Source organism: Mesorhizobium sp. M1329, from assembly GCF_040318035.1.
Classification (GTDB): domain Bacteria; phylum Pseudomonadota; class Alphaproteobacteria; order Rhizobiales; family Rhizobiaceae; genus Mesorhizobium.
Map to the genome: position 1 here is coordinate 16,315 of NZ_JAMYLN010000037.1, position 17,655 is coordinate 33,969.

Consider the following 17,655-nt stretch of genomic DNA (forward strand, 5'->3'; position numbering starts at 1 on the left):
AAGTCCTGTTTTATGCGTGTCGTTGTCCCAAAACCGCTACGCACTTTGGGCGAAATGCATCAAACAGTTCCAATCAGCATGAAGCGCGTATAATTTTTTGTCGGCAGTTCGCCGGAGAACCGCACCTCCCGTAGCGCCGCCATTTCCTCGAAGGCTGCAAGTGAAGCCACGCAGTTGATGTGCGTCGGCTCGCTGAAATAATCGTTCGATTGCAGCAGTACATTCGTGCCCCGCGGAAGCAGAGCAAGCCAGGCGCGCAGATCGGCTATGTGTTCGCAGCTCGTATTGACCATCAGGTCGGGCCGCCCGGCCGCATAGTCGAGTGCGTACATATCTGCCGTCAGTGCCCGGAACCGGTCGCCGGCTTCCCGGTTGAGGGTCCGGGCGACCGGCGCGACTTCGGGATCGATGTCGATGCTATCGACCGCCGCGATGTCGAAGCGAGCGTCGTTGAAAAGCATTGCCGGCAATACGCCGTACCATCCACCCAGGACCCATATGCGCTCGAACCGGCCGCCGCAGCTTTCGAACAGCCTGTCGAGCGCCCACATCTTGCAGGCGACCTGCTTGTGGTTGAAGGCGTTGGCGATATCGGCCTTCGGATGCTTGGCGACGACGCGCGCCAGCCCTGACACGAGAGGGCAGTTGACATAAGCAGCAATTCCCCGCGTGAGGTCCAAGGCTTGCTCGTGCCAGTCCATGGCATTGCGTGGTTGCGTGACATCCATCATAATTCGTCTTGTATGTTGGGATTTTGGGCGACACAACGCAATCTTGCCTCCCGCAAGACTGTTTGATTCCGCGGACGTGATCATGCTGCAAGCCGCTTGGCTATTGCCCGGTGCCGGAGAGAGCCTGTTGCATCTGTCCGGATCATCGGCGTCCATTCGCCAGCACCAGCCGCGCAGCTGCGGCCTCGTGCTGCTCGGCTGTTCGCCAAAGCCCTGCGAAAGCCGCGGACCGTTTGGCCAGCTGCTTTCTTCGCCGATCAACAATGCCCATGTCGTTGCCATCGACCATGCGCCGGAACTGGATCGCGCCGCCTCGCAGGTTCCCTGCATCGTTGAGCGCAGGACAATGTCCGTGCACAGCAGCTTCGAGCTCATCGTTGGCGACGAAGAAATTGCCGATACGCCATTCGCCAGCAGGTGCTTTTACATCCTGCATCCTTCCAACTGAAGGGTCCACAGTCGCATATGGAAGCCAGCCTAGCCCGCTATATCTGGACGCACACCAAGAAGCAGCAGCTCTGGATATTGATGATCGTCGTGCTTTCGATGATCCCGTATTTCATGTCGTTCGACCTGCCGAAGCTGATCGTCAACGGACCGATCCAAGGTCGCGGCTTCGAGCAACCAGGCGCGACCCAGCCATTCATGAGGCTACACTATAACCTGCCGTTCATTGGAGAGGTCCAGTTCTTCTCCGGTTTTCAGCTCGACCGCATGGAGACCCTGTTTGCCCTGAGCCTTGTGTTCCTCTTACTAGTCGTCATCAACGGCCTGTTCAAATTCTACATCAACACCTACAAGGGCCGCCTCGGCGAACGCATGCTGCGGCGTATCCGCTTCGATCTGGTCGACCGCGTGCTGCGTTTTCCGCCGGTTTACTTCAAGCGGGTCAAATCCGCCGAAGTGGCGACCATGGTGAAGGACGAGGTGGAGCCGCTGGGCGGCTTCATCGGCGACGCCTTCCTGCAGCCGGTGCTGCTCGGCGGCCAGGCGCTGACGGCCATGCTGTTCATCATGATCCAGAACGTCTGGCTCGGAATGATAGCGGTCGTGATCGTGGCGATCCAGATCGTGCTCATCCCGCGAATGCGGCGGCGGCTGATCGTGCTCGGGCGCCAACGGCAGTTGACGGCGCGCGCGCTTTCGGGCCGGGTTGGCGAAATCGTCGACGGCATCGGCGCGGTTCACGTCCACGATACATCAAACTACGAGCGCGCCGACATAGCTGCCCGGCTCGGGCTCATCTTCAAGATCCGCTTCGATCTTTACCAATGGAAATTCATGGTGAAGTTCCTCAACAATTTTCTCGCGCAGCTCACGCCCTTTCTGTTCTACATGATCGGCGGGTATCTGGTCATCCTGGGGCGGCTGGACGTCGGCCAGCTCGTGGCCGTGATCGGCGCCTACAAGGACCTGCCCGGACCGATGAAGGAACTGATCGACTGGGATCAGGATCGGCAGGATGTCCAGGTCAAATATCAACAGGTCGTTGAACAGTTCACCGTCGAAGGTCTCATTGCGCCGAAAATCGGGGCATTGACGATCGACGATCCCGATCCGATGACCAAGCCGCTGTCGGCGATCAATCTGTCCATAGCAGACGATGGCGGTGCAATGCTCCTCAACCGCATCTCCCTCCAGGTCAAGCCGGGTGAGACGGTGGCGCTGGTCAGTACCGCAACAGGTGGAGCGGAGGCGCTTGCAGAAGCCTTCGCGCGGCTGAACTGGCCGGACAGCGGAAGGGTCGCTTCGGGCAGCGACGACCTGCTTGAACTTCCCGAAGCAGTAACCGGCCGGCGCATGTCGTATGCCTCGTCGGATGTTTTCCTGTTCCAGGCAAGCCTCCGCGACAACCTGCTCTACGGGTTGAAGCATGCGCCGCTGACATCGGTGCCTTACGACGGTGCTGCGGCAGACCAGCACCGCTGGAACATCCACGAGGCGCGCCGGTCGGGCAATCCGGATCTTGATATCCACAGCGACTGGATAAACTATGCTTCCGCTGGCGCTACCGGCCCGCACGACCTCTTTGAAGCCGTGCGCCGGGTGCTCGACGCTGTTGTTCTGTCGCGCGACATTCTGGATCTTGGCTTGCGCTCTTCGGCCGACCTCACGCGTCACACGGAGCTTGCCAGGCGGATCGTCGAGCTGCGTGCGGCGCTGCGTACCCGGCTGGAACAAGAAGGGCTGAGCGGACTGGTGGTTCCTTTCGAACCGGGCGCCTACAATAAGGAAGCAACGATCGGCCAAAACCTGCTCTTCGGCGCTGCCGCCGGCCCCGAACTGGCCGACAGGGCCCTGGCGGCCAATCCCTATTTTGCTTCCGTGCTGAGGCAAGCCGGTCTCGACCGCACGCTCTACGAAATGGGCTTGGAGATCGCCAAACAGGCGATCGAGCTGTTTGCCGACCTGCCGCCCGATCATCAGTTCTTCCAGCAGCTCGCCTTCATGAGCGCCGAGGAGATACCCGCCTACGAAACCTTGCTGCAACGGCTCAAGAACCGTCCCTACGAGGCGGTTTCGGAGAACGATCGCGCCATGATCGTCACCTTGAGCTTTGCCTATATCGAGCCCCGGCACCGCTTCGGCCTGCTGAGCGACGAGCTGATGAGCAAGATCGTCGCTGCACGCAACCGGTTCTATGAAGACCTGCCGCCCGAGCTGCACAATGCGGTCGAACGGTATGATCCTGCCAAATACATTGCCGCGGCCACCGTCATGGATAATGTCCTGTTCGGGCGTGTGGGCAACAATCATCCCGACGCGCCGGACCGCATACGCTCCATCGTCTATGACATTCTTGACGAACTGGGGCTTTATGGCGAACTTCTGGATGTCGGCCTGGACTTCAACGTCGGCTCCGGCGGCAGGCGGCTCACCGGTGGACAGCGACAGAAGCTCGATGTTGCCCGGGCCTTGCTCAAGCGTCCCGATTTTCTCATTCTCAACCGGCCGCTGTCGGCGCTCGACCAGCGCATGCAGGATAAGGTGCTTCGAAATGTGCTCGAGGAAGCCAGGCGCGACGGCCATTCGCCGGCAATTGTGTGGGTCCTGACGAATCCGGCAATGGCGATGATGTTCGATCGCGTTATCGTCTTCGACTCGGGTCAATTGGCGGAAGACGGAACACACGAGACACTTTTGGCAGGGAACGGTATCTTCAAGGAACTGTTGTCATAGAGCAACGGACATTCAGATGGGATCATTCTGCCGGTGCACGACATCGAGCTCGCCGCCTTTCGCGTGGTTTGTCTCGCCATCCCGGAAAGAGAATTGATTCCATCTGGGCGTTCGTTGCTCTAGTCTGGCAAACGCGAATTTTGGAAGGTTCGACAATGCTGCTCAAGGATGAAGTTGGAATGCTGCAACGCGTTCCCTTGTTCTCTGCCATCGAGCCGACAAAGCTCAAGCTGCTTGCGTTCACATCCGATCGTGTCAGCTACAGCGCCGGCCAGATCCTTTTCCGGCAGGGCGACGAGGGAGACGCCGCCTATGTCATCCTTTCAGGCAGGGCGGATATTCTTGTCGATTCCGACAGCGGACCGATAAAAGTTGCCGAACTGGAGCCAAATTCGATCGTTGGCGAGATCGCCATATTGTGCAACAGCTCCCGCACTGCCACCGTCAGAGCGGCAAGTCCGCTGGAAGCCCTGAGAATCCGCAAGGATCATTTCCTGAGGCTTATGAGGGAGTTCCCGGAAATGACCATCGAGATATTGCGGGTTCTTGCCGATCGCCTAAGCCATACGACGGCGGATCTGATCGACGCACGAAGCGCCAAATAACGAAGGACGTGCGCTCGATCCTCGCCGTCGTGACGGCACTGTCCTCTCGCTGAGAAGGTCACCCGGAGAGAGCCTGTCTCGCCTAGCAGCAGTTGTTTGGATATGATGGGCGAAGGGGTAGCATGGACGACAACGTTTTCCTGGTCAGGTTTTGGGGTGTCCGCGGCAGCATTTCGGTATCAGGGCCAGAATTCTCTCGCTATGGCGGCAACTCAATCTGCGTCGAGATGCGATGCGGTAAGCATACGCTTCTGTTCGACGCAGGCTCTGGCCTACGGCCTGCCGGCGCGGCGCTTCAGGCGTTGGGCGTGACCGATTTCGACCTGCTTTTCACCCATTGCCATTACGATCACATCATCGGGCTGCCGTCTTTTGCGCCGATCTATGACCGGGGCGCCAAGGTTACGCTTTGGTCCGGGCATCTTGCAGGACACATGACGACCCGGCAGATGGTCGATGAGTTCATGCGGCCGCCGTGGTTTCCGGTGAAACTGGAGGCCTGCAAGGCAAGCCTCGACTATCGCGATTTCGTATCCGGAGACGTACTTCGGCCGCACGAAGGGGTAGTGGTCCGAACCGGCAGTCTTATGCATCCGGGCGGCTGCATAGGCTATCGGGTCGAATGGGGCGGCCGCGTCGTGGCGGTGATCACAGACACTGAGCACGAGCCGGACAAACTCGATCAGGCGGTGCTCGGCCTGATCGAAGATGCCGACCTCGTCATTTACGATTGCACCTACACCGAGGAGGAAATGGAACGCCGCCGCGGTTACGGGCACTCGACATGGCAACAGGGCGTCAAGCTCTGTGAGGCGGCGGGTGCGCGCGGGCTTGCCCTGTTTCACCACGATCCGACACGCACCGACAAGGAACTGGACAAGATCCAGAAACTGGCCAAGGACAGGTTTTCCGGCGCTTTTGCCGCGCGGGATGGCCAGACGCTCAAACTTCCAGTCTCACTGCGCAAAAAGCCCTGAGCTATTTTCCTCTATCTCTTTGTTCTGGTGCAAATCCCAAGGGAAAGCGCTACGCGCTTTTCCCGGGAAAACCGTTCACACTTTTCCTGGAATTGCTCTACCGGCGCTGCGCCTGATCAATGTCCTGATCGGAAGCCATGCGCAGGCTTCACTCTGTGCGGTGACCGTGAACAGCCGTTCGAGGAAGAGCCACGCCGATTGATCATGTACGAGATGGTGGGTGAGCAGGCCCACCGGTTCGCCGCCATCGAATGCATGCTGCAATTGCGCGATGATAGCCTGAACCAATAGGCCGTGATCGCGGCAGCCGCGCGTGCCATGCCAATCCATGATGTCGACATTGCTGTTGATGACCGCAAGTGAAGCCGGCCTTGGCGGCCCATAGACCGACAGTGCCGTAAATCCTAACGATCCAAGGTCGGATACCAAGCCGGCGTCGATCCTGTTCCAGGGTGGCACCAGCATCGGAACGGCACGTGCGCCGTGCAGGCCGGTTACGTGCGCCAGCCCGCGAGCCAGATCATCGAGCACCGCCTCGCGTGGCCGATGCGCGCCGAGCTCCTGCTTCTTCTGGCCCTCAGGCGCATGATTTCGGTGCGCCCAGCCATGGATGGCGACCGTGGCATGCGGCGCCTCGTCAAGCCGAACGACAAGCTTCTCGTCAGTCAGGGCGGGAATGACGGCCAGGGTCACCGGAACCGCGAATTCGCCAGTGAGGTCGAGCAGCCGATCAAGCGCAGGCGTCGTATCCACGGCGTCATCGTCGCGCAGCCAGAACTCTGCCTTACGGTCCGCCCGTTGCCGGCTCGCCAGTTCCTCCACCAAGGGTTGCCAGATTTGATCGGATGTCATGAGACCGGGATCGTCGCAAGAAGTTCGGCCAGACGCGCCGCCGCAGCACCGAGAGAACGTTCTTCGAGGATGAAACGTCTGGCTTCTGCGGCCATGATGGATCTTTCGTCGTTACGGGCCAGAAGCCTTTCAATGGCAGAAGCGAACGCCGCCACATCGCCCGGCGGGGTGAGAAACCCGGCCTGGCCATCCCGCACGACCTCCGGCACGCCGGCGATGTCCTGAGCCACAACCGGAAGGCCCGCGGCCTGTGCTTCAAGATAGGCAACACCATAGGCCTCGCCGAAACCCGGCCAGACGTAAATTCCCCCACTGTAGAGGACATCCGGCACGGCGGCTGGCTCAATCGCGCCAAGCCATTCGATACGGTCGGCGGGCAAGCCGGCGAATTGCGCTCTGACCGCTTCGCGGGCAGGTCCGTCCCCGACGACCGACATGGTCCAGGGCAGGTGAGCGATCGAACTCAGCGCCTGCGCCAGCATGCGATAGCTTTCGACTTTGTCGCCCGGGCGCATCATGGCCACGGTAACGAGGCGCGTCGGGCAACCCCGTGCCGGCGTTTCCCGGAATACCGATGTGTCGATGAAGGGCGAAAGCATGCCGAAAGCGGCGTCGGGTACCGCATCTGCCAGTCCCTGACGATCCCTTTGCGTGAAGCAGATGTTCAGCGCCGCCTGTTCGACGGCTCGCGCCACCAACGCTTGCGTATCGGCCCACAAGCCGATGTTGCGCCGCCTCGAATAGGAGGCTTCCGCTGTCACATAGGGGATAGCAAAGGCCAACGCCAGTTCGGGCCCGATCGGGTCGGGCGCCTTGTAATAGGGATGATAGGTGAACCACAGATCGGGCTTGCCGTCACGATCCCAAAGCCTTGCCAGCCGCGTGGCTTCCTCCCGGGCCTCGATCTTGAGCGCATCGAAACTTTTCGAATCCGGTTCGCGTAGATAGAAGCGCGTTTCGGAGGCCAGTTCGACGCTATGCCCTCCATGCTCCAGCGCCTTGACCAGCATCCGTGCCATCTGGCGGTCGCCGGAGGCAACGGGATGATTGGGCGACTTCAGCGGCGCGTAGAAGGCAATTCGCATCGCCGGACCCTATCATCGGAAAGCCTGCGCAAGTCAATTTCGAAGCATGAACGACTTCACCTTCAAGCACTGGAATGTGCTATCTGATGCTCATGGAAACAGCTGCCGCGTCCGACCCGTTTGTCGCTTCTTTGCCGGTCTTCGCAAAGTTCGAAAGCGTTGCCGATATCGATAACTATCAGCCGCTCCCCGATAGCTGGGCGCTGGCCACCGCCGACATCGTCGGCTCGACCAGGGCGATCGAGGCGGGGCGCTATAAAACCGTCAATATGGCCGGCGCCAGCGTCATTTCGGCGTTGCTCAATGCGCTGGGTAGGCAAGATCTTCCCTTTGTCTTCGGCGGCGACGGCGCGCTCGTGGCGTTTCCCGGCTCGGCGCTGGAGATCACCCGCAACGCGTTGGCGGCTGTCCAGAGATGGGTGGCGGACGAACTGGATCTGACCTTGCGTGCCGCAATCGTGCCGATAAAGGATATAAGAGCGCAAGGCCTCGACGTTCGCGTGGCGAGGTTCCAGGCCTCCGATGCGGTCTTCTATGCCATGTTCGCCGGAGGTGGTGGCAGTTGGGCGGAAGCCGAGATGAAAGCGGGGCGCTACCGCATCGATCCTGCGCCAGCCGGCGCGCGGCCGGACCTGACCGGCCTCTCGTGCCGCTGGAACCCGATCGAAGCCCGGCACGGCGAAATCGTCTCGATCATAGCCATACCGGGGGCGTCGCGCGATTTGCGCGGTTTTCAGTCTCTGGTTTCCGACATCATCGCCCTTGCCGGCAGGCAGGAACGCGATGGCCACCCGGTGCCGGTGAACGGGCCGGACTACAGTTTGCTGCCCGCCGGCCTCGATATCGAGTCGCGGGCCACGGCGCCGGCAGGACGGCGGTGGCTGTCGAAGCTGTGGATAGTGTTCCTGATGACGCTTACGGCTGTTGCGGATAGATTTGGCTGGACGATCGGCAGATTCGATCCGAAGATCTACAAACGCGAAGTGGCCAGCAATTCGGATTTCCGGAAGTTCGACGATGGCTTGAAGATGACCATCGACGTTGACGCGGATGTGTTGCAACGGATCGAGAACCGGCTGAAACAGGCGGAAGAGGCGGGCATCTGCAACTATGGCCTGCACCGCCAGAAATCGGCCTTGATGACATGCCTCGTCGCATCGCCGCTGCAGCGCGATCACGTTCATTTCATCGATGGCGCCGCCGGCGGCTATGCGATGGCTGCTGCAAGCCTGAAGGCGAAGGTGCCGGTCTGACGGCTTGCGGACATCGATTTTCCGCAATATGCCTCGGGGCTCTTGGGGCCGGTGAGCCTCACCATGGAAGCGGACGGCCTGTCCGAATTGACGGGAAGCAGATTGTTGGACGCCTCACGATCGACATATGACCGTCTTCTGAACCGGATTTCGACGCGTACCGCGCAAGTCGGCGTGATCGGACTGGGCTATGTCGGGCTGCCGCTGGCGGTTGCGATCGCACGCGCCGGCTTCCCGGTTTCCGGCTTCGACATCGAAGCCCAGAAGGTCGAGAGCCTGAACAGCGGCCAATCCTACATCGAGGCGGTGACGTCGACAGCCCTTGCCGGCCAGGTGGCAAGTGGACGGTTCCGCGCCACTGCGGATTTCGCCGAACTAGCCGTCTGCGATGTCATAATCGTCTGCGTTCCGACACCGCTGACGAAACACCGCGAGCCGGATCTCTCCTTTGTCAGGAACACCGCAGGCACCATCGCGAAGCATCTGCGTCTCGGCCAGCTGATCGTGCTGGAATCGACCACCTATCCCGGCACCACCGACGACGTGATCAAGCCCATACTGGAAGAAACCGGCTTGCAGTCGAAGACAGACTTCTTCCTCGGCTTTTCGCCCGAACGCGAGGATCCCGGCAACCGCAGCTTTGAAGTCGCGACGATCCCCAAGGTCGTGGCAGGGGACGGCATTGAAGCGGCGACGCTTGTGCAGGCTTTTTACCAGGGCGTGGTCAAGACCGTCGTTCCGGTTTCCACCACGGCGACCGCCGAGGCGGTCAAGCTGACGGAAAACATCTTCCGCTCGGTCAACATAGCCCTCGTCAACGAGTTGAAGGTCGTGCTCGGTGCGATGGGGATCGACATCTGGGAGGTGATCGAGGCGGCAAAGACCAAGCCCTTCGGCTACATGCCTTTCTATCCTGGCCCTGGACTTGGCGGGCACTGCGTTCCGATCGATCCCTTCTACCTGACGTGGAAGGCGCGCGAATACGAACTGCCGACCCGCTTCATCGAGCTGGCGGCAGAGATCAACACGGCCATGCCGCGTCATGTCGTCGATGAACTGGCGAAGGCGCTGGACCGGCGCTGCGGCAAGGCGCTCAGCCGCTCGCGCATTCTCATCATCGGGCTCGCCTATAAGAAGAATGTGCCCGACATTCGCGAAAGCCCCTCATTGCGGCTCATTGAACTCATCGAGGAATGGGGCGGCAAGGCGGAATTCCACGATCCGCATGTTACCGAAATCCCGGCCACACGGGAGCATATGGCGATCAAGGGGCGTCGCTCGGTCGAATTGACCGAGCTGGCCTTGAAGGATTTCGACGCTGTCGTCGTTGCAACCGACCACGACGCGATCGACTATCAGGCGATCGCCGATTACGCTCGACTGATCGTCGATACACGCAATGTTTTTGGCCGCCTCGGGCTAGCCCGAGAGACGGTGGTGAAGGCCTGACGGCGTCCGAGCCGGCGAATTTGTGGCGGATCAAGGAGATTTCGAGATAGCATGAACACAGCGCAAGCAGAAATTTCTGCCATTCTCATGGATAAGGTTGCCGATTGGCTGACCCAATCGGCGTTGGCGGGCGACGACCTGAAAACATTGGTAAGGGGCTTTTGTGAACGGCTGGCTGCTGCCGGCCTGCCGTTGAAGCGGGTGCATTTGAGCTTTTCGATGCTTCATCCGCTTTATGACGCGCTTGGCTTCACCTGGCTCCGCGGCCAGGGCCTGGAAGTGGAAGGCTTCCGCAATGAGGACGGCGTTCATTCTGACAGATTCCTGACCAGCCCATACTACCATCTGCTCAGCCACAAGCTCGACCATCTGCGGCGCCGGCTCGACCCGTCGGTGCCGTCGGAATTTCCTGTTTTCGATGACCTCAAGCTTATGGGCGTCACCGACTACATGGCTTTCGTCCATCCCTTCAGCGGCAACACCAGTCAGGGCATGATCGGGTCTTGGTCCACCGACAGTGCTGCAGGCTTCAGCGACAGCATGATTTCGGCGCTGCTGCGCATCCAGAACCATCTCGCTATCGCAACCAAGATGGCGGTGCTCACCAAGCTTGCCGACAACATGATGACCACTTATCTCGGCGGCGACGCCGGCAGGCGGGTGCTGGACGGCCAGATCAAGCGCGGCGAGGGCGACACAATCCGGGCTGCACTGGTCATGGCCGATATGCGCGGGTCGACAAGGCTTGCCGAAACCTCCGGCCGCGAAGTCTATATCGATACGCTGAACCAGTTTTTCGATGCCATTGCTGCACCTTTCAATCGCAGAGGCGGGCAGATCATGAGTTTCCTGGGGGATGGCTTCATTGCCGTCTACCCTTGCGAAAGGCACCGTGCGCAGTCCGAGATCGCCTGCCGGGCTGCCCTTGCGGCAGCGCACAAGGCCACCGCGCGCATGATGGATCTCAATCTGCGCAGAAAGGAGCAGCGGTTGGGCGACATTAAATTCGGTATCGGCCTGCATGTCGGCAATGTGATGTTCGGCAATGTCGGGCTTACCGACCGGCTCACATTCTCTGCCTTCGGCTCGGCTGTAAACGAGGTCCAGCGCCTTCAGACCCTGACCAAGAAATATTCGCACAGCGTTCTCGCCAGCGAAGATTTCGCCGGCTATTGCAGCGCCAATAGCTGGCTGACGCTCGGCAAGGAGGAACTGGCGGGCATCAAGAAGAAGCTGACGGTGCTTTCACCCGATTTGTCGGGTGCTCTCGCACTCGATGAAGACGGTGCGCTGGAGCCGATTTACGACCGAATATCGGACGCCGAGCAGGTCATGCTGCTTCATCGCGATGCCGCGCGGCTGTCGGCGGGCGACCCGAGGAAGCTCCAGTAACCGCCACGATCCGATCCGAACGCGTTTGGTATGCAGTCCGGTCGCCGGTTCCGCCAGGGAACTGGCGACTGTTCGAATCCAAGTTGCTCTAGGCTGGCAATGCGATAGTCTCGCCTTCTGGACGTGCCAGAGTGGGGGCTGGTGTGAGAATGAATTTGGGCGTTGATCTACTGCGGATCGAGGATGTTGGCATCTCTTTTGCCATTATAGGGGGACCGTTGCATGCCGTCAGGCGTGCAAATCTTCGCGTCCTGCCCGGCAAGGTTACCGCGCTTGTGGGCGAGTCCGGTTCCGGAAAATCGGTTCTCAGCCAGGCTGTGATGGGCATTTTGCCGAACACAGCCCATGTTCGCGGCCGTATCCTGTTTTCCGATCCTGAAAAGCCCGGCACGACGCAGGATATCCTGCAGATGCCGCGTGACGGACCCGAAATACGGGCGTTGAGAGGCAGCCGCATCGGCAAGATATTTCAGGAGCCGATGACATCACTGTCGCCGCTGCATACGATCGGCAATCAGGTGAGCGAATCCCTGCAGATTCATACGCCCATGGCTCGGGTGAAGCGCAAGGCGCGGACCGAGGAAATGCTCGGACTTGTCGGCTTTCCCAACCCCAAGCGCGCCTATGACATGTATCCCTTTGAACTTTCGGGAGGATTGCGTCAACGCGCAATGATCGCCATGGCGCTTATCTGCCGGCCCGCCCTGTTGATCGCCGACGAGCCGACGACGGCGTTGGACGTCACCATCCAGGCGCAAATCCTGCAATTGCTGCGCGAGCTTCAGACGAAGCTGAACATGGCGATGCTGCTGATCACGCACGACCTTGGCGTAGTCGCCAATGTAGCCGACGAGGTGGTGGTCATGTACCATGGCGACATCATGGAAGCGGGACCCGTGGAGGCGATATTCCGCCGGCCAGGCCACCCTTACCTGAAGGGCCTGATGGCAGCCGTTCCGCATTTCGACCTAAAGCCTGGCGAAAGGCTACAGGCGCTCCGCGAGGTGCCGGTGAATGTCGAGAACCTGCTCGGCAAGCAGACGGCGCCGGCATCGAAGGGGCCGGACGACCTCCTGCTGTCGGTCAAGGATCTGACAAAGACCTTCACGATCCGCAAGTCCGGATGGTTCGGCGGAGATCATCAAACCTCTGTTCGCGCCGTGGACGGCGTGAGCTTCGATATCAGGCGGGGTGAGTGCCTGGGTCTTGTCGGCGAAAGCGGCTCCGGCAAAACCACCGTCAGCAAGATCCTCATGCGGGCTGTCACCCCTAGCGGCGGCTCTGTGATCTTCAACGGCCGCGATGGTCCGATCGACGTCTTGGAAGCCGAGGGAGACGCGCTGCGCCTGTTGCGCGCGAAAATCCAGATGGTCTTTCAGGATCCGGTTTCGTCGCTTTCACCTCGCATGACGGTGGAGAACATCTTGAGCGAGCCACTGGAAATCCATCAACGCGGCAATGCCGCGTCCCGACTCGCCACGGTCAAGAGCCTGATGCAGGCAATCGGGCTCGATCCGCGCTTCATAAAGCGTTATCCGCACAGTTTCTCCGGCGGGCAGCGTCAGCGTATCGGCATCGCGCGCGCGTTGGCGCTGGGGCCTGAACTCCTGATCTGCGACGAGCCGGTTTCGGCACTCGACGTCTCTGTCCAGGCGCAGATCCTGAACCTTCTGAAGGACCTGCAGAAGGAACTGGGCCTGACCTACCTGTTCATATCCCACAACCTGGCGGTGGTGGACTACATGGCAGACCGCATCGCGGTGATGTGCGGCGGGCGTATCGTCGAGCTCGCGCCGCGCGAAATTCTGCTTAGGAAACCTATCCACCCCTACACGCGCTCACTGGTCGCCGCAGTACCTTTCCCCGATCTCGACAGGCCGATGGATTTCAAGACGCTGAAGCTCAGCGGCGCTTCCGACACCAGCGCATGGGGACCGCAATTCCGCGACGAGGGCGACGAGGATATGCTGTCGCCGCTCGATCTTGGCGGCGGCCACCTCGTACTGGCCCGACGTTCGGCCGATGTCAGCGAGCTACGCCATTGATCAGCCGGCGCACCGTCCTTGGACTCATGGCTTCGGCATTTCTGCCGGGCACGTTGCACGCCGGCGATCTGGAGCCGGAATTTCTTGAGCCGCAGCTGAAGGCCAGAGCGCTGCCGGCACTCGCCGAACGCCTGCCCAAGCGCCCGCGCGCGTTGAATCTCGCTGCGATGGGCCGGCAGCCCGGCCAATATGGCGGCACGCTGCGCACGATCATCGGCAGCCAGAAAGATATCCGGATGATGACGATCTACGGGTACGCTCGCCTGGTCGGCTACGACGAAAAGCTTAACCTGCAAGCCGACATTCTCGAAAGTTTCGATGTGGCGGATGATCGTGTCTTCACTTTCAAGATACGAGAAGGACATAAATGGTCTGACGGTAGCCTGCTGACGTCGGAGGATTTTCGCTATTGCTGGGAAGATGTCTGGCTGAACGATGAGCTTTCGCAAGGCGGGCTCGCCCCGGCCCTGATGGCAGACGGCAAGCCGCCACGCTTCGAGATCGTCGATCCGTTGACGGTCCGCTATAGTTGGGATGCGCCCAATCCCGACTTCCTGCCCAAGCTCGCCGCTGCTTCGCCCCTATCGCTTGTTCTGCCAGCCGCCTATCTCAAGCAGTTCCACAAGAAATACCAGGATCCATTCCGGCTCGCCGGCCTAATGAAGGAGAACCGGGCCCAGAAATGGACGCTCCTGCATATCCGCATGTCGCGGCAGTATCGCCCGGAGAACCCGGAACTGCCGACGCTCGATCCCTGGCAGAACCGGACCAAGCCGCCGGCTGAGCAGTTCGTCTTCGAGCGGAACCCGTTCTTTCATCGAATAGACGAGAATGGCCGGCAATTGCCCTATGTTGACCGGATTGTCATGAATGTCAGCTCGTCAGCGATCATTTCCGCCAAGACCGGTGCGGGCGAGAGCGACCTGCAAGCCATGGGAATTGACTTCACCGATTACTCCTTCCTGAAGGATGCGGAGAAGCGCTACCCGGTGAAGATGCATCTCTGGAAACGCACACAGGGTTCGCGGCTGGCGCTGCTGCCCAATCTGAATTGTGCCGACCAGGTGTGGCGTGGCCTTTTTCGTGACGTGCGCGTGCGCCGCGCACTTTCGCTCGCTGTGGACAGGCGCGAGATCAATTTGGCTGTGTTCTACGGATTGGCGCAGGAAAGTGCCGATACGGTCCTGCCGGAGAGCCCGCTCTACCGGCCGGAATTCGCGAAAGCCTGGGTCGCCCATGATCCCGACCAGGCCAATGCCCTGCTCGACGAGGTCGGGCTTCAGGCGCGTGACGATGACGGCCTGCGGATACTTCCCGACGGACGCTCGGCGCAGCTCGTAGTGGAAACGGCCGGCGAAAGCACGCTGGAAACCGACGCGCTCGAACTCATCACCGATCACTGGCACAAGATCGGTATCGCCCTGTTCATCCGGACTTCGCAGCGCGACATCTTCCGCAGCCGCGCGCTTGGTGGCCAGATCATGATGTCGATGTGGTCGGGCATCGACAATGGCGTACCGACCGCCGACATGAACCCGTACCAACTGGCCCCCACCGTCGACGACCAGCTGCAATGGCCGCTCTGGGGTGCTCACTACTTGTCTCGTGGCAAGGTCGGCGAAGCGCCCGATCTTCCGCCTGTGGTCGAGTTGATGGCTTTACTCAAGCGCTGGAACGCATCGACCGAAGCCACGGAGCGCGCCGAGATCTGGAATTCAATGCTGTCGATCTATACCGATCAGGTGTTTTCGATCGGCACGGTAAACGGAACGCATCAGCCGATTCTGGCGTCCTCACGGCTGCGCAATCTGCCTGACAAGGCGCTCTACGGCTACGACCCGACCGCCTATTTCGGTGTCTATATGCCGGATACATTCTGGCTTGGAGAGTCCTGAGCGTGCTTCGATATTTTGTCTGGCGCATCGCCGTGATGGTTCCAACGCTGCTGGTCATATCGGCACTGGTGTTCACGATCATCGAACTTCCCCCAGGCGACTATTTCGACAGCTATGTTGCCGAGCTTCGGGCCCAGGGCGAAGCGGTGGATTCCGATCGCATCGAGATGATGCGCAAGGAATATGGTTTCGACAAGCCACCGGTCATTCGCTACTTCTATTGGGTCGGCGGGATGCTGCACGGCGATTTCGGCTATTCCTTCGAATATGAGCTGCCGGTTCGCGATGTCGTCGGGGACCGAATGTGGCTGACGGTGCTGGTTTCCTTCGTCACGATCATCTTCACCTGGCTCATCGCCTTTCCGATCGGCATGTACTCCGCCACGCATCAATACAGCTGGGGCGACTACGGCCTGACTTTCTTCGGCCTTCTCGGCCTTGCCATTCCGAACTTCATGCTGGCGCTGATCCTGATGTATTTCGCCAACATCTGGTTCGGCACGTCCATCGGCCATCTCATGGACCAGCAATATCTCGGCGAGCCGATGAGCTGGGCCAAGGCGAAGTCGATCCTCGCTCATCTCTGGATTCCGGTCTTGATCATCGGCACCGGGGGCACGGCAAGCATGATCCGGCGGCTGCGCGCCAATCTGCTCGATGAGCTACACAAGCAATATGTCGTGACCGCGCGCGCCAAAGGCCTTCATCCCTTCAGGGCGCTGGTCAAATATCCGCTGCGCATGGCGCTCAATTTCTTCATTTCAGATATCGGCTCTATCTTGCCGGCCATCATCTCCGGTGCCGAAATCACGGCGATCGTGCTGTCTTTGGAAACGACCGGGCCGATGCTGATCAAGGCGCTGCAAAGCCAGGACATGTATCTGGCAGGGTCGTTCCTGATGTTCCTCGCTTTCCTGACGGTCATCGGCGTCCTGATTTCCGACCTGGCGCTGGCGCTACTTGATCCGCGAATTCGTCTGCAAGGCGGCAGCACCAAATGAACACGCAATCGCCGCTGCCCGCTCCGGGTGCCCCACTGCAACACTACGTTTCCATCGAGCCCTTTGACCTGCAGTCGGTCGAGGCGATGACGCCGGAGCAGGAGAAGGTCTTTCAGGCGTCACAGTTGCGGCTGATGTGGTGGAAATTCCGTCGGCACCGGCTTGCCCTTGTATCCGGCATATTCCTGGCAGCGCTTTATTTCGGGATACTGATCTGCGAGTTCCTGGCGCCCTACGATCTGCACACGCGCAACATGGACTACATCTATTCGCCGCCGCAGCAGGTGCACCTGTTCCACAACGGCGAGTTCGTCGGGCCGTTCGTCTATGGCCGCCAGATGACGCTGGATATGGACACGCTCAAGCGGAACTACATCGAGAAACAGGATGATGTTCAGCGGATCCGTTTCTTCTGCAAGGGCGACAAGTACCGGTTCTGGGGCCTGATCGAAGGTGACAGGCATTTTGTCTGCCCCGCCGAAAACGGCCAGCTCTTTCTGGCCGGCACTGACAGGCTGGGGCGCGATGTGCTCTCGCGCATCATCTATGGCGCCCGCATTTCACTGACAATCGGCCTCGTCGGCATCAGTTTCAGCTTCCTGCTCGGCATTGTCATCGGCGGACTGGCCGGCTATCACGGCGGTATCTTCGACCTGATCGTCCAACGGATAATCGAAGTTCTGCAATCGATCCCCAGCATTCCGCTATGGCTGGCTCTGGCGGCGATCATGCCGATAACCTGGAGTCCGATCCTGATCTATTTCGGCATCACCGTCATCCTCGGGCTGCTCGACTGGACCGGACTGGCGCGGGCCGTGCGTTCGAAGCTTCTAGCCTTGCGCGAGGAGGATTACGTTCTGGCCGCGCAATTGATGGGCGCCAGAAGCAGCCGCATTATCGGGCGGCATCTCATCCCTGGCTTCATGTCGCATCTGATCGCGACGGCGACGATCTCTATACCCGGCATGATCCTGGGCGAGACGGCGCTGAGCTTCCTCGGGCTCGGCCTGAGGGCGCCGATAACCAGCTGGGGCATCCTGCTCACCGAGGCGCGCAGCGTCAGCGTGATCGCGTTCTATCCATGGCTGCTTTTGCCGATGCTCCCCGTCGTTCTCGTCATCTTGGCGTTCAACTTCCTCGGCGACGGGTTGCGGGACGCCGCGGACCCCTACAAGTGACATCGCTATTCC

General features: G+C 60.2%; 14 protein-coding genes. 11 read left to right on the forward strand and 3 right to left on the reverse strand.

Going from position 1 to position 17,655, the window contains the following annotated elements; translation table 11 throughout:
- Positions 1-59: 59 nt before the first annotated feature.
- Positions 60-728, reverse strand: a complete 669-nt coding sequence (locus NKH21_RS27675) for a class I SAM-dependent methyltransferase (RefSeq protein ID WP_352868978.1) — start codon at positions 726-728, stop codon at positions 60-62.
- A 130-nt stretch (positions 729-858) separates the two neighbouring features.
- Here NKH21_RS27675 and NKH21_RS27680 point away from each other — a divergent pair, with 130 nt between their 5' ends.
- The 4 genes from NKH21_RS27680 to NKH21_RS27695 all read left to right on the forward strand — a co-directional run bounded on the left by NKH21_RS27680 (position 859) and on the right by NKH21_RS27695 (position 5,493).
- Positions 859-1,179 (forward strand): hypothetical protein, encoded by a 321-nt coding sequence (locus NKH21_RS27680; RefSeq protein WP_352868913.1) that lies wholly within the window; start codon positions 859-861, stop codon positions 1,177-1,179.
- 17 nt (positions 1,180-1,196) lie between these two features.
- The gene (locus tag NKH21_RS27685; protein ID WP_352868916.1) at positions 1,197-3,911 is read left to right on the forward strand and encodes an ABC transporter transmembrane domain-containing protein; all 2,715 of its coding nucleotides are present in this window, start codon (positions 1,197-1,199) and stop codon (positions 3,909-3,911) included.
- Positions 3,912-4,066: 155 nt separating this feature from the next.
- Positions 4,067-4,516 carry a cyclic nucleotide-binding domain-containing protein gene (locus NKH21_RS27690; RefSeq protein ID WP_023675957.1) on the forward strand — a complete coding sequence of 150 codons (450 nt, stop codon included), beginning with the start codon at positions 4,067-4,069 and terminating at the stop codon, positions 4,514-4,516.
- Positions 4,517-4,638: 122 nt separating this feature from the next.
- Entirely contained in the window at positions 4,639-5,493 is an 855-nt protein-coding gene (locus NKH21_RS27695) for an MBL fold metallo-hydrolase (protein ID WP_352868918.1), read from the forward strand.
- A 75-nt stretch (positions 5,494-5,568) separates the two neighbouring features.
- Here the strand turns inward: NKH21_RS27695 and NKH21_RS27700 are convergent, their stop codons facing one another.
- Both NKH21_RS27700 and NKH21_RS27705 read right to left on the reverse strand, forming a co-directional pair.
- Positions 5,569-6,345 (reverse strand): polysaccharide deacetylase family protein, encoded by a 777-nt coding sequence (locus NKH21_RS27700; protein ID WP_352868921.1) that lies wholly within the window; start codon positions 6,343-6,345, stop codon positions 5,569-5,571.
- The gene (locus NKH21_RS27705) at positions 6,342-7,430 is read right to left on the reverse strand and encodes a glycosyltransferase family 4 protein (protein WP_352868923.1); all 1,089 of its coding nucleotides are present in this window, start codon (positions 7,428-7,430) and stop codon (positions 6,342-6,344) included. The genes NKH21_RS27700 and NKH21_RS27705 overlap by 4 nt, the downstream gene beginning before the upstream one ends.
- A 74-nt stretch (positions 7,431-7,504) precedes the next feature.
- On the opposite strand from NKH21_RS27705, the gene NKH21_RS27710 reads away from it, so the two are divergent.
- From NKH21_RS27710 to NKH21_RS27740, 7 genes are all read left to right on the forward strand, one after another.
- On the forward strand, positions 7,505-8,683 hold the full coding sequence (locus NKH21_RS27710; RefSeq protein WP_352665291.1) for a DUF3095 domain-containing protein: 1,179 nt from the start codon (positions 7,505-7,507) through the stop codon (positions 8,681-8,683).
- A 105-nt stretch (positions 8,684-8,788) separates the two neighbouring features.
- A complete protein-coding gene (locus tag NKH21_RS27715; RefSeq protein ID WP_352868926.1) occupies positions 8,789-10,132 on the forward strand; it encodes a nucleotide sugar dehydrogenase in 1,344 nt (447 codons plus the stop codon).
- 51 nt (positions 10,133-10,183) lie between these two features.
- On the forward strand, positions 10,184-11,524 hold the full coding sequence (locus tag NKH21_RS27720) for an adenylate/guanylate cyclase domain-containing protein (protein ID WP_352665295.1): 1,341 nt from the start codon (positions 10,184-10,186) through the stop codon (positions 11,522-11,524).
- Between the two features lie 149 nt (positions 11,525-11,673).
- The gene (locus tag NKH21_RS27725) at positions 11,674-13,569 is read left to right on the forward strand and encodes an ABC transporter ATP-binding protein (protein ID WP_352665297.1); all 1,896 of its coding nucleotides are present in this window, start codon (positions 11,674-11,676) and stop codon (positions 13,567-13,569) included.
- Positions 13,566-15,464 carry an ABC transporter substrate-binding protein gene (locus tag NKH21_RS27730; RefSeq protein WP_352868930.1) on the forward strand — a complete coding sequence of 633 codons (1,899 nt, stop codon included), beginning with the start codon at positions 13,566-13,568 and terminating at the stop codon, positions 15,462-15,464. The genes NKH21_RS27725 and NKH21_RS27730 overlap by 4 nt, the downstream gene beginning before the upstream one ends.
- 2 nt (positions 15,465-15,466) lie before the next feature.
- A complete protein-coding gene (locus tag NKH21_RS27735) occupies positions 15,467-16,465 on the forward strand; it encodes an ABC transporter permease (protein ID WP_352570080.1) in 999 nt (332 codons plus the stop codon).
- Positions 16,462-17,643 (forward strand): ABC transporter permease, encoded by a 1,182-nt coding sequence (locus tag NKH21_RS27740; RefSeq protein ID WP_352868933.1) that lies wholly within the window; start codon positions 16,462-16,464, stop codon positions 17,641-17,643. Before NKH21_RS27735 ends, NKH21_RS27740 begins: the two co-directional genes overlap by 4 nt.
- The last annotated feature ends 12 nt before the right edge of the window (positions 17,644-17,655 follow it).

Coding starts and splice junctions, on each gene's coding strand:
- NKH21_RS27675 (WP_352868978.1), bottom strand. CDS start 728: ATGGATGTCACGCAACCACGCAATGCCATGGACTGGCACGAGCAAGCC.
- NKH21_RS27685 (WP_352868916.1), top strand. CDS start 1,197: ATGGAAGCCAGCCTAGCCCGCTATATCTGGACGCACACCAAGAAGCAG.
- NKH21_RS27690 (WP_023675957.1), top strand. CDS start 4,067: ATGCTGCTCAAGGATGAAGTTGGAATGCTGCAACGCGTTCCCTTGTTC.
- NKH21_RS27695 (WP_352868918.1), top strand. CDS start 4,639: ATGGACGACAACGTTTTCCTGGTCAGGTTTTGGGGTGTCCGCGGCAGC.
- NKH21_RS27700 (WP_352868921.1), bottom strand. CDS start 6,345: ATGACATCCGATCAAATCTGGCAACCCTTGGTGGAGGAACTGGCGAGC.
- NKH21_RS27705 (WP_352868923.1), bottom strand. CDS start 7,430: ATGCGAATTGCCTTCTACGCGCCGCTGAAGTCGCCCAATCATCCCGTT.
- NKH21_RS27710 (WP_352665291.1), top strand. CDS start 7,505: ATGTGCTATCTGATGCTCATGGAAACAGCTGCCGCGTCCGACCCGTTT.
- NKH21_RS27720 (WP_352665295.1), top strand. CDS start 10,184: ATGAACACAGCGCAAGCAGAAATTTCTGCCATTCTCATGGATAAGGTT.
- NKH21_RS27725 (WP_352665297.1), top strand. CDS start 11,674: ATGAATTTGGGCGTTGATCTACTGCGGATCGAGGATGTTGGCATCTCT.
- NKH21_RS27740 (WP_352868933.1), top strand. CDS start 16,462: ATGAACACGCAATCGCCGCTGCCCGCTCCGGGTGCCCCACTGCAACAC.